The organism is Nocardia sp. NPDC005998 (genome assembly GCF_040614395.1).
Lineage (GTDB): Bacteria > Actinomycetota > Actinomycetes > Mycobacteriales > Mycobacteriaceae > Nocardia.
In genome coordinates this window covers 168,247-180,528 of sequence record NZ_JBEXUI010000016.1, presented here as the reverse complement: position 1 = coordinate 180,528, position 12,282 = coordinate 168,247, and the positions used below count along the sequence as shown (strand labels likewise).

1 protein-coding gene (only partly in view) is annotated in these 12,282 nt (G+C 65.3%); it reads right to left on the bottom strand.

Going from position 1 to position 12,282, the window contains the following annotated elements; all coding sequences use genetic code 11:
* Positions 1-66 precede the first annotated feature (66 nt).
* Positions 67-12,282 carry the 3' end of a GNAT family N-acetyltransferase gene (locus ABZ293_RS22425; RefSeq protein ID WP_355183441.1) on the bottom strand. 65,001 nt of this gene lie beyond the right edge of the window, so the window shows 12,216 of its 77,217 coding nt (coding positions 65,002-77,217); its start codon lies off the right edge, out of view — the gene reads right to left on this strand; it ends in the stop codon at positions 67-69.

Here is a 12,282-nt window from a genome sequence, read left to right as displayed (position 1 = left end):
CGCAACCAACACGCCCAACCCAAACGAGACTTCGCCGTCAACTCCAAGGTCCGACTGCCCGATTTCCTACCGTACGTTGCTTGAAACGGCACTAGGTCCCAGGCCATGGTCGGCAATGTTCGATACCAATTGCCGAACCGCTTTACTCCAATCGACCACATCCGCAACCGCCCGCTCCAGCAAGTCGCGTTGCTGCTGTGGTTCGAGCGCCGCGAACACGTCGTGGAATACCTCGGCGCGAACCGATCCCAGTAGATACGCGCCGGCGGGTCCAGAATCGTGGTTGGCGATCAGATCCGCTCGCAGTCTTGCCATCTGGCGGTGAAGTTGTACGGCCTCAACGCTTTCCGGCCTGCGTGGGTCGAAGCGGTGGAAGATCGTTCCGTCATCGAGCAGGTTTGGCCTGTCGCCCTCGGCTGGGCCGGGCAGATCGGTGTCCGGATGGGCGTCCGGGCCGAGGAGGGGGATCCAAGCTTCGATCTGATGTCGGTCGCTGGTGATCCGGGTCATCGTCCACTGCCGCGCACCGACGGTATCCATCACCGCGGCAAGGCGATCACGTGGCACCGCCCGCCCGGTGACCTCGAGCCGGAGATACAGGGCGGTGCCTGACGGCCCTCGCAGTGGTGCGGCGAACGTCGAAATTCGGCGGTCGAGCGGCGCGACGGCGATGATGTTCTGGATTGCCCGCATACCGGTGACGCGGTCGGATCGGGACCAGGATGCGCTGGCAGCAGCGTGGTCGACGCGCTCTACCGCGTCGCCCCGCTCACCCAGTCGGAGGGTGCGCAATTGGGTCAGTGAGCCGGGCTCGACGTCGGCGGCGAGCCGCACAGCCACGATGTCACTGTCGATTTCGCTGAGATCATCAGGGAAGAAGGTGCCGGTATCGGCCAGATCGGCTATGCGCCGCACGATTCCGGTGATCCGAGCATCGAGCTCGCTGCCTGCCCGATCGCCGTCACGCGGCACCGCGAACACAAGCCGCTGCCGTCCTCCGGGACCCGCGACCTTCGTCCACGCCAGATCGTGCCGTCCGAGTACCGCGGTGGCGGCCTGCGGAACATCGGGCGACTGGTATTCGACTGTCACCGTCACACTGTCGTCGTAACAGTCCAGGAATAGGTCTGCATGCTCCGAGCCGCTCGCCGCCAACACCTCCGCGATCACTTCGCGTGCCGTGTCGAGTTCCATCAACCAACGGCGAACATCCAGCTCACGCCATGCCCGGGCGGTCGGCGTCGCGACCGGCGCATTAAGCTCGACCGCTTCGACCGGCGCAGCCGCACCGGCGTCCCGGATCTGTTCAACCGGGATCGCCTCATCGGCTCGAGGTGCCATATGACGCGCGAGATCGAGAGTCACGGCCAGCACGAAACTTGTTCCGTCGCTGTCGCTGTCGTCCGACCAGGACAGCACCGCAGACGCGGATGTGACCCGGCCCAGCTGGGCTTGCGGAATCTCCGGCGCGTCATGGGGCAACCGGATTTCCAATATTCCCGGTTCCCGTCCGAATCGGGTCCATTCCTCCGGTTGGTGAATCCGTGTGCCCAGCGGAATCTCCGCCAGGATGGCGGCGGCCGCGTCTTGCGCCGCCTTTCTGTTCGCGGCTCCACTGGGCGATTGCCGCGACATGGCTTGGGCCACTTGCTCGAACAGCCGCAAGCGGTCCTGAAAACGCAGTGCCCGCCGATATGCCAACGAGCGTGGTTCGGCTTGTGTCCCGCTGCGAAGTCGGTCGATGTCCTCTCGCAGACCCGCCACTGTGTCCGGTACGGCAGTGGGCTCGTTCTCGATCAACACACTGAGCCGGTCATCGAGATCCGCGACGACGGTGCTGTGCGGGTATTGCTGGTCTGCGCCGGACGGGCTCCATTCCCATTCGAGCCGATGATCCGTGCCTGCGATGATGTCCCGCTTGGCGATCCGCAGCCGCGCCCCGGCCAAGATCGGCTCAACTGTACGGTCGAACCCGGTCCACGGGTGATCGATGATCGCCGTGATCCCACCGTCTTCGTAGTGCGCCAACGACAATTCGACACCAGCAAGCGATGGGAGCATCGCATGGATCCGAGCGAGCATGCGGTGCATGTCTGTGCGCTTGGTTTCCGTCCGATCAGCGGCCGCCTCCAGCAGCAGGTGTGCGTCCATGAGCATGCGTAGGGCCGCCAACCGGTCTCGTCTGTCGGAGTCGGTGTCCCGGTGCCGATCTTCGACACGGCTCAGAGCTGCATCGATTGCCGCCCAATCGACCGAAGTGAATTCGGGGGCGTGCTCCATCAACGCGGCGAAACCAACTACAGCATCATCGATTTCGGTGTCCGGCGACGGCACATCGATAACGGCGACTCGCGCATCGGAATCCGATGTCGGCGAGGGAAGTTCGGGCAATTGCGTCTGCTCCGCGTTGCCAGGGCTGGGCTCAGCAGGGTCCGGCGGGCGGGGTAGCAACGGCATGGTCTGCGTGCGCTCTGCAAGCGCCGCCAAACACGCCTTCTCCCACGCTGATATTTCACGCCGCGACATCGGCCGTAGGGCCAACTCGGCCTTGTAAATACGCATTTTATTGGTACCGAGCCTCGTGGCAAGTTCCTCTTGTAACAGGTCTACGAATAAGCGCATTTCGCGCAGCTGTACTGCTGTCTCTGCCACCCTAGGATCAATCTCCTGCATATCGAGCTTGTCGCGTAGTTCACGCAACGCTGGAGCATTGTTGAGCCGGACAAGGCTGTCGGCTTCCTCGACGATTCTTTTGCACGCGTGCACCACTCTCCGGATGGTCCCGGCTCGCGGCTGTTGTCGGCGGCGCTCCACCATGTGGGCGTCGACATCGACGGTTTCTGCCATTTTTTCCTGTGTAACGCCTGCCCTTACGCGCATTCGGCGCAGCTCCAGCTTCACCCGGATTACCAGCTGATCTACATCGAGGGCGATCAGATCGACCTCTGCCTGTCTCAGCGCGCGGAGATCGAGAACGACCGAGATGTCGCCCACCAAGTCGGGTCGACCACACACCGCGCAATCATCGACCACTGAATGCGGACCAGGTGATTTTCTGTCGCTCGCCAGCTCGTATCTGCGGTCTGCAAGATGTTTGCGGTCCCCGCCTCGGGTTTCCCTGCCCCAACGCGAAAGCCGGGTCCACAACATCAATCGCACCACTGCGCTAGAAGACTCGTTCACCCAGTTCCGCCCGCGCGGGGCGGTCCAAATGCCGTCACGGCCGGTAGCGGCGTCGCCATTGAAAACCAGGCGTACTGTGACTACGTGATCCGCGTCGTCTGCCACGACGAGGCAGTAGGGTGCCTGGCCCAGCACGTCGCCTACCGTTTCCAGATAATCGGCGGTGCTCTGCTCACCTGCTGGATGCAGGGTCAGCACGACCATCGAGCCACCGACATATTCCGCCTGCACGTGGGTGGGCACGCCGCCTGCGGCGGCCAGCGCCCACAACAGCGCCGATGCTTCCTCTCCCCGCGCACGTGGCAGGCCCCGTATCTCGACGATATCGGCGACTTCTCGGAACACGCCCGACCACACCCCGTCGAAGGCGTGCTTGTCGATTTCACGAATGATGTGCGCCAGGCGCGCCTCGCGGGGAGCGGACACCGAAGAAGACAGGTCCTCGTCATCCTCACGTAGGAACCGCACGATCGACTTCAGGCGGTGATGCAGTCCTCTCTCGCTCAGATCGAGGCGCGCCGCCAGGTCTGTTCGCTTCGTGACTCCTTGCGCTATCAAATCGACCACCTCAACCAGGAGCGGCGACATCCCCACCGCGAATTCGCGGTCGCGTGTCACAGCCGCCTCGATCACGGGAATCAACGCGCGGTCCCCGGCGTCGACTCGGTTCAGCGCGGCAGTTGCGGCCGAGTTGCCGAGACGGTCGATCAGCTCGAGTCCCAATGCCTTAACCACCTTCAGACTCGGCATTGCTGTGGGGGAATCAATCGCGCCAAGCAATTCGCGACGGTACGACGGATCCAGTGACGCCACCGCGTAGTGCAATGTCCCTAATCTCGTGTCACCGACGAGTTCCGCAGTTTGCCGATATATCAGATCGTTCCACCGTCGCAGCATCGCGATCAAGCCAGTGCGAACGGCATCCGTCACACGAATTTCGTTGCGGTCGTACAGTGTCGCGGCGATCGCATCTGCGCTGGGGGAACCGATTCCATAATCGCCCCCGGGCACAGCCTCGGGGTGGCGGCTGACAGCGAGGGCGTCTCGGCCGATCAGCGACGGCGTGTCATCGAACAGCGGCCGCTCGGTCCACGGCGACATGATCGAACGACCTTCGGCCGCACGAGCTTCGGTTTCCGACCACACATCGGCACTCGGCCGAGAGCCAGCCATGTCGCCGTTGAGGATGGCGATATCGACTGCGGGCGAATTGGATTCGGTTGTGACGAGTTCAGTCGGTGCGTCGGGGTCGGCAGGAGGTTCGGCAGCTGCGCTGTGGGTGGCGTCATCGTCTGTAACGCTGGGCTTGCGGGCGGTAATGCGGAACAGGCCGGGTCTCGGTTCGGACTCGGTCACCGTCAATCCAGCATCACGCAGGTGCTGTGCGACGTCGCGGATCTGGTATTTATCGTTCGGATCGACTGCGATCAGATCGGTGCGCAGCACCCCGCCGGGTGACAGGATTCGGTGCGCGTGGCGCGCGGCGACCGGGCTGTGCAGTTGGCCGAGGTGGTCGGCGGCGACCGCGATCCGCGGGAACGCATTGGCGGGCAGGCGATGCAGGCGCGGGAACGACGCCGTGATGTCGGGTTCGGCCTTCGGTTCCCGGTTGATGGTGATCCGGGGATCGGCTCTGCCGCGACGATCCTTGCCCCGCCCCCCGAGTACCAACGTCGCGCCGTACGGTCTGGCCTGCGCCTGCGCTAGGCGGTCCTGCGCACCGGGCCGCCACAGCGATTCGGAACGCTGCCATTGTTCTACGAGCAGCGTGGCCTCGGCTTGCCATGCAATCAGCGTCGGTGCATTGATACCCGCCACCTGCAACAGCCAAGCCGTTTCGGCGGCAACACCATCGGCGCTGTCGATCAGGGCCGATTCTGAGAGCCACCACCGGAAATCGGGATAGCGTCTCACGCCGAGCTCAACGTGCGCAAGTCCGCGCCGGATGACGAGGACAGCGCGAAATGCGCTCTCCGGCACCATGTCCCCGGAGCGGACCGCGGTAAGCGTGAATGTCGGATTGACGGGGTCCGCCTTATCGTCGTCCGTCACATAGGCCGACGCGAAACCGAACGCCTCGAGCTGATCCAGCTTGCTCCGCACCGCGGCGTCCCTGACCAATCGGCGAGGAACGCCCGGAACCAGCAACCGGCCGCCGCCTGCGATCACCCGAGCAATATCTGCGCACGCAACGCGGTCGGCAAGCAACCGGAAAAAGGTCTGGTCCAGTTCGACTTTCCCGTAAGCCCCAGGTTGCCGGTCGGCCAACGCGGTGCCAATGGAGTTGATCAGGCCGATGCGTTCCACGCCTGGGTCGAGCTCCGACCTGGGACCAAGTGGGTCGACGATCATCAGCGTTCGATCCGGCGGCGATGCCGCAGCCGGGTAGAAGGCGATGTCCGGGTGCGCGTCATCGTTGTTTTGCGCCGAGCCGCTGTCTGGCAGGAATTCCAACCCGGACAGTGTCAGCTCGACGCTTGCCACGAATTCTGATCTGGCGCTCGGATTTTGGAGGATATTCCAATACAGCTCGCGCAGCGACCGCGACTCGCCGTCGTCGCGGTCCAGCGCCTGATACAGCTCGGTCAGCATGACTTGCGCCCGCTGCGCTGGAGGCCAGGGGCCAATACGCGCTTCGGTCCGAGCGAACGCATCCACTGCCTTTGCGACGAGATCTCGGACGAAACGCTCATCGCAGGTGTGGGGTAGGACCTGGCGAAGCACCGTGGTGACGTCGGTGAGATAGTCGATTGCCGCCGTGCGGAATTCGAGATCTGTGCCGTCGAGGGTATTGCGGAAGGTCGACTCACGCTCAGGTAGCCGCCGCATTGCCTGCGTCGCGTCGGAGTGATTGTCACGGCCACTCCGGTCGGACAGATACCCCTCGACAGTCTCGGACCACGTTGTCGGCACCCTCTGGTGCCGGTAGAAGAAACCGACGAGGTCGGCCTTGACGGCGTTAAACCACTGGTCCAGATCCGTGCGCGACGGCGGCGGTCCGGCGAGCCTCGCAGAGATGTTGCGGAGGGTCTGCAGGTGTATGGACATGTATGCCACCGACGAACTCAGATCTTGTATGTCCGACCCGAATGCGGCAGGTACCTCGTCGGCAAGTGACCCTGCCAGGTTGAACACATCGCTCGCGAGCCGGTGCATTTCGGCGACCTCGTCTGCGCGGATGGTCACGTTGTCGATCAGACCGGGCAACGCCGAATCCGGGGGCAGCGCATCCGGTAGCTCCGGCAGGTTCTCGGTGAAGCTCACGCTCAACCTCTCCAAGGCCACACTGATGAGCCGAGCCGTGGCAATAACAGCGGCCGACGGAGCGGGAGCCCCGACCGTATACGCCTCCCATTGGCGAGTTGCGATATCGTGCAGCCCTTCGGCAAGCGCATGAATGTTCGGCTGATCCACCACCCACGCGCGCAGATCGGTATAAGGCGTTTCGATGGCCGCGAAACCCGTCAGAAATTCGACGAAGTCTTCGGGCGCTTCATCTCCCACAAACCGGGTGTCCGAGCGCTGGGCCACCATCTGGCTCGGGCTATCCGGGTTGGCGCGCCCGTCGGCCAACTGTTGGGCCACGACGGTCGGGTCCTCAGGTGGGCCGTCGGGCGTTTGCATGTCAGTGCCGGGGTGTCCTCGCATGTCGGTGGATGTGAGTTGGCCCGGCGCGCCGTCGCCGGGTGCGGCGGAATCCGGATCGGGCTCGAGATCTGGGTCTCGGCTGAGGTTGAACCACATCACGCGGACGGCACGTTTGTGCTCCAGCCTGGCGCGCGGCTCTTCTGTCGGCGCCATCAGGCGTGCCACCATCTGCTCCGGATCCTCGTCGGATTCCAGTAGTGCGGCCAGCGCTTCCGGATCGACTTCGAACACGGGCTCGGGCTCTACGTTCGGTTTGCGGCGAATGGTGTATCCCCACGCGCCGGGGTATTGCTCGGGTGCGTCGGGATTCCGTGGGAACAACGCCTCGGGCACCGGGAATTCGAGCAGATCCGGGCTGTCGTCGGCCAATTCGACGCGCAGATGGGTCGCGGAGATGCTCGCACGCAGTATGCGTGGCCCTTGCGGACCGTCGGTCGGCTCGTGCTCGATCCAGGCCGCAACGGACTCGCGGGTGGCGTCGCAGGTGTCCTCCGGCCAGCCCCTCGACCGCATCTGCGAGGCGATCTCAGCCGACCGAGCTCGCGCGGCGTGGTTCGCGTCGGCGCGGTCGATCGCCGCTTCCAGACGAAACGCTCGGGTGGGATCTGGTGCTTCGTCCTCATCCGAAAGCTCCAGGACATCATCGCTGGGCTGTACATCGCGCTCATCTTCGGCCCAGACCAGCTTGATCGCCTTGCAGGCCGAGTCGTCTTGCAAGCTGTAGGTCAGGCCGGGATTGTTGAGGAGGTACCAGCGCAGCATCACCTGGCCGCGGTGATGCACCTTTTGAGCCTCCGCCGACTGGTCGAGTGTGCCGTATCGCGGTAGCTCATGATTGCTGTCGGAGAAGGTTACGGTCAGTTTCTGTCGACCTGGCGGACCTGCGAGTTCCACCCGCGCGAATCCGCCGCCACCGTGCTCGCCCACGTTGGCCGCCAGTTCGGAGACCGCCTGCACGAAGTCACCGAGATGGCTGTCTTCCGCTCGCAGCCAATCCCCTTCGGCCGCAGCCTCTCTCACTACGGCGCGTACCTCACCGACCTTTTGCTTGTCCGCCTCCTCGGTCCCCAGTGGCACAATCCGAGCGAAGACCGGCACGTCGTGCGTCATGGGGTTGTAATCGGGATCGACATAATGGCCCAGTAGGTGGTAGGTCACGCGAACATCCGTGGGCCATGGCTCATCGATGATGCGGCCCTTGCGCGAATCATCATGCAGCCGACGGACTTCTCGCAGGAACGCCGCCGCGGTTGCGCGCGGGTCCGTGGGAACCCGGGGGGCACCCGACCGGTGGTCCCGGTCCGGGTTTTCGCTCGAATAGTCCCACAGCGTCCGCAGTGCCAGCCCTATCCGCGCCGGATCGGCGCCTGCTTGTTCGAGTTCGGCCGAGAACTGGACATAGGGGTCGGTGGCGGGGTCAGGGGTATCAGGTCGGCGGTAGTCGGTGTGGCCATGCTCGGCGGCGGCTGGACCGACCGAGTCAGTCGGACCCGGCGCCGTACCCGCGGCGAACCGGCCTTCCGGGGACACATCCGACCAGCGGTGGTTCGAAACCGGTAGCGGCGAGGAGAAGTCGTCCTCGGTGCGGCGTTGCGCGGCGTATGCGCGTCGGTATTTCGCGCGCATCCCACGACCGGCGTCCTGCACGGTGTTCCCGAAAATCCACCGGCGCGATACGACGTCCGCCAGCCCCTCGATGCTGTTGCCCCGGTACGGCGCGGTCGGGTCGGGATCGCCGAATTCGGACCAGCGCGAACTGTCCATGCCGTCGGGCTGATAGCGGTGCGGCCTCTCCCCCGCGGCGATCAACGCCACTGCGTCGACGACGTGGTGGACATCTGGATCACGCAAGGCATACCCGACCACCGGCGCACCGTCTTCGACGCTGATCAAAGCATGCTGGGGCGGGATGCCATTCAATTCTGCGTCGACTACGAGCAAGGGGTAGCCGCGCAGTATTTCGGCGTGGGTCGCGAGAATATCGGTGGCCAGCCGGTCGCCTGCAACTGCGGGCAACTGCGCGCCGCGAGGTTGGCGCCACATCACGGTGGCGCGCACGGCCGCCGATCGGGAGGCGCGCACATGTAGCTCGCCCGCCGCCGCGCTCCGGTCGGCGAGCTCGCGCACGGTGCTGAGCGGACCATCGGGCCCCTCCAGCACCATCGCCAGGCCGGTCACGTCCCAGGTGACGGTGAGCGAGCGTTGCGGATCGCCGTAGGCGATCGCGATGCCGCCGCCGGTCTCGGATTCGGTCAGGTCGAATCGGATCAGGTAGACCTCGCGCGCGGTGACGTAATCAGGCATCGCGGCAGCGTGACGACGAGTGGCGGTCAACGCGGTCACGATGTCGATGGCAAGTTGACGGCGCAGCGCGCGCGCCGTATCGGATTCCCCGCTCACCGTGAACGGATCGTCGCCGTCGGCGGCAAGGATGCGCCGGGCCGTGTAGCGGTTCGAGAAATCGGCGACCCCAGTGGAAATCCCTCGGAGATTTCCGATCTTGTGCGATTCGCCCCGCACCACCTCGTACTGCCGCTGAGCCCGAAGGGACTCCTCGACTTTCGGCGTAGCGCCGAGTCGGCCCTCAACGACACCTATCGTCGCCCACCAACGCGCGACGGTGGCCGGGTGCTCGGCCGTGGGACGGCCGCTGAGCATCGCCTCCAGTCGGCTCCATTCCGATTCGGCTCGCGCCGATTCGTCCGGCGTCAGCGGATCGAGCGGAGGCAGCGGGTCGTTCTCGTCACCCGATCGACTCGGGTGGGTCCAGGGCGGGCCTACGAAGCCGCCCGCTCCTCCAGTGGACGGGCTCGTGTCGGATTGCGACGCAGTCGACTGGGATTTCGACGCGCTCGCGGGAGGATGATCCGAGCGAATCGGCCCGAAACGGCGGGAGTGGCCCAGCAATTCGGTACCCGGCGGAATAAAGAAGCCCTTCAGCTGGTCCGGATCGGTGAGGTTCAGCCCCGTCGGTTCGGCCGGGCGTGCTGGGGGACGGCTAGGCCGGACGTGGCGCGTTGGGTCGAGGATATGGTCGGCGACCTTCTTGCCCAGACGTTGTTGGGTCGATGCTCTGATTCCGGGCCGGTGCAGTGACACGAATTCTGCGGCGTCGGACACGCCGATCGGCGGCGAAGGCCCCCACCTACGACCGTATTTGACGCCGCGCACAGTCACGGTCTGCAAACCGGGGACGTCGACCTCGATGAGGGCGTGGTTATCGCTCGCGGCCAGCCAGCGCTGGATCCTGAGGTCGGCCGCGGCCCAGTCCGTCGGTGGCTTGCCGTCGAACAACGCTCGCGCCACGAGCGCGTCGACCGATGACAGGGTCGGATCGTCGCGCCGGGCGACGATCCCGGCCATCCCGTAAGGCCGGTCCATGGCCAGGCTGCCCGGCCATCCACGCAGTGGTTCCGAAGTAGCGAGCAGCGCCTCCACCAGTTCCGCCTCGACATGACGGCGGAAGTCGTCGCGCGCAGGCCCTAGAACGATGCCTGATGGGATCTCGCGCACCGAACCGTCGAGCGCGACCTCGAAGCAACGGACGGGCCGCGGGTTCCACAGTGCGTCGGCATAGCCTGCGCGGCGGTGCTCGAGGGCCAGCTCGCGCAGCCAATGCTTGTGCATTCCCGGTGTCGCCGCGACCAGCAGCTCATATCCATCAGAGCTCGGGGCAATCACCACATGCTCGTCGACTGCCTGGCCGAGGCCCTCCAGCACGTCCCCCGGGCGAACCTGGAGATCGGTCACTCGATCTTCTGCGGTGAAATACCACTCAGCGACCCGGGCCAATTCCCGCAACCGTTCCTGCGCCCGTTTGAGGGCGGCGAGGCGGGCCAGTATGGGTGCTAGTGCGTCCGCTCCGGGCGACCTATCGAGACCGGCTGCGGCAGTTTCCGCGCGGTGCCGATCCAAATCCTGGCGCACCGCTTCGGCTTCGGCCGCCGCGGCAAGTGTCGCGTCCACGACGGCGGCCCGCCAACGCGCTCGGTCGCCGTCCGAATCCGACAGATCGAAACCGAGCAGCTCCGGGAATTCGGTCGAAATGTCCGCCATAGTTGCGAGCAGCTGCGTTCGCAGACTGTCCCGGTATGCGGGAGTCGGGTCCTGCGGCTGGTCTTCATACCAGACCGCCCGCAGCGAAGTGCTCTCGGCGAGACCGTACGGCGACATGTCGTCGCGCTTCTTGTCGACGGCTACCAGATCGCCACTCGCATTCCGGGATACGACAAGTTTCCTGGTCGGTTGCGACCCGTGCTCAACGACCTCGACGCGGCCTCGGCCCAGCTTCACCAGGTGAGCAAGGAATTCGGCGCGGCCGTTGTATTCCCGCGCGTGTGCCGCGGCCGGATGATTCCTCGGCAGCGGACCGTCGGTGTCAGGTGCCGCTTCGGCAGGCAGCAACCGGCCGCCGACGCGTGCCACCACGGCGAACTCGGACTCGTCTGCCAGGTGCGCCGGTCCTCGGCCCAACAACTTCTCGAAGAGGCTTGCCTCGTCCGCGGCGCCCTGACCGGCGAACCGCCGCGAAAACGCGTCGGCGAAGCCGTGATCTCCTAGCGCCGGAAAAACCACGATGTTCCCGGCCGTGTCGTCCTGCACGCGGATCGTCAGATGGGTGAGGCCAGGAACACGGATCGTCCGGTACCGTCCCGAATCACTCCGGCCTGGGGGCTCGACGGAAATCGCCTCGAGGATCGGCCGTCGCCGCAGCGCCAACTCCGCCAGCACCCGGACCGGCCCGGTGAGATTCGGGTCGCGGCGCAACACGTCGATGAAGTCGGGCAATCGGGCCTCGACATTCGCATGGTCTATCAGCGCGGCGGGCACGACGATCGGCACCGGCGTGGCCATCACCGAAATCGAGGGAGTAAAGAGGTCGCCGCCCACACCGAGAGTCGCCAGCCAGGCGCCGAAACTCTGCGACGTGTCGGAGTCCAGCCATTCGAGAGCGAGCTCGCGTTCCACCGCCTCGTGGAACCGCGGCCGATAGGGCAGTTCGACGTCCACTGCGCTGAGCCACGTCGTCCGGCCATCGCTACCGACCCGCAAGTAGCGCCGCTCCACGCCATCGGTAATGAGCGCGCGCAGGACATCTCGCGGCATGTCGGTGGTCCGGACTGCGGCGTCCCGCACCGCCATGTGTGTGCCTTCGGCCGCTACCACCCACAGCTGCGGCGGGTTCGGCCGGTCGCGGACCCAGGCCACCTGACCGAAACGCAAGGCGTCACGCCCGCCCAGTTCGGCCAACAACGCTCGGCGCGTGGGAGCATCGGGGTCGCCGACTCGATCCAACAGCACGTGATAGTGCGGTACCAGCCGTTGCAGCCGGGCGAGCCGGTCCCGTCGATCGACGAACTCGGCCAGCATCTCCTGGTACGGCAGGTTGCTCGACCTGCTATCCGCATGCTGGGCCCACAGCGCGAGCAGAGCGTGGTGCTCCGTTAGCGC